Here is a 971-nt window from a genome sequence, read left to right as displayed (position 1 = left end):
GTAAGATAAGTATCAAAGATACTGTTAGCACTGTTCACAAGTTCAGGACGTTTCTGCTGGAAACCGTATTCCAATGCATTGAAAGCATTAAGCAATGTACGACCGACAAAGCCGACTTCAGCAACATCCGTATTATCGCAGGTAACTGTTTTCAACTCAACGCCCGAATAATAATGGGTAGGAGTAGTATTCACATAACTCTCCACAAAGAAGTTGCTCAGTACATCTTTCATACGGTCCACCGTATAAGGGGTATTGACCGGTTGGGGACGGTTCGTGTCATAGCAATACTCCCAGGTACGTTGTACGCACTCGGAGAAGTCGGCAGCATCAATCTCGGACAGTTCCCAGGTCAGGGTAATGCTATCACCCTTGCGAAGCAGCTGGAAAGCCTCAACCGAGGGGGCAAGAGTCAATTTACGGATATAAGTCTTGGGAGCTTCCTTATAAGGAAAACCATAGGAAAGGACAGTCATGCCACCTATGTTCTCGAAGCCGGTATAGCCGATGGAAGTCTCACCGGATACAATGACCTCACCTTCTTTGTGAGTAGCCAAAGCCTCCTTGTCAAACTTGTCAATGCGGATGACTGACATGGACTTCCCTTTACTTGAATTGAAGGCTGCAGTCAGAGGAGTACTCAAACGGTCTTCGCGTACCAGCCAGCTATCCGAGGTATGGAAAGAAGGGGCCTTTTCGGGAGAACGAAGATTCTGGCGGTACCAGAAGCCGGGCATGTAGAACTGGCAATCAGAATGCCGGTATCCGGTTTTTATTTGCTCACCATAGTTGAAATAAACAGTATCCAAGGCCTTGATGACAACGTTAATACGCTGCTTGCCATCTTTATCCACTACCTGACGGGTAATAGTCAATGGTAACTGCTCGGAAGACTGACAGGTATATATGCCGTCCTGCTGCTTCTGAAGTGTCAGTGAATAGTGTTGGGCGTCATTACCCGGAACTTTTAA

Annotated in this window: 1 pseudogene; it reads right to left on the bottom strand. The window is 46.9% G+C overall.

From position 1 onward, the window contains the following. A pseudogene (locus DWW10_RS25830) lies at nucleotides 1-971 on the bottom strand (hypothetical protein); the annotation flags it as partial.

The organism is Bacteroides intestinalis, assembly GCF_003464595.1.
In the GTDB taxonomy this organism is placed as follows: domain Bacteria; phylum Bacteroidota; class Bacteroidia; order Bacteroidales; family Bacteroidaceae; genus Bacteroides; species Bacteroides intestinalis_A.
The sequence above is the reverse complement of the archived record's forward strand: the minus strand, read 5'-3'. Positions and strand labels throughout refer to the sequence as shown.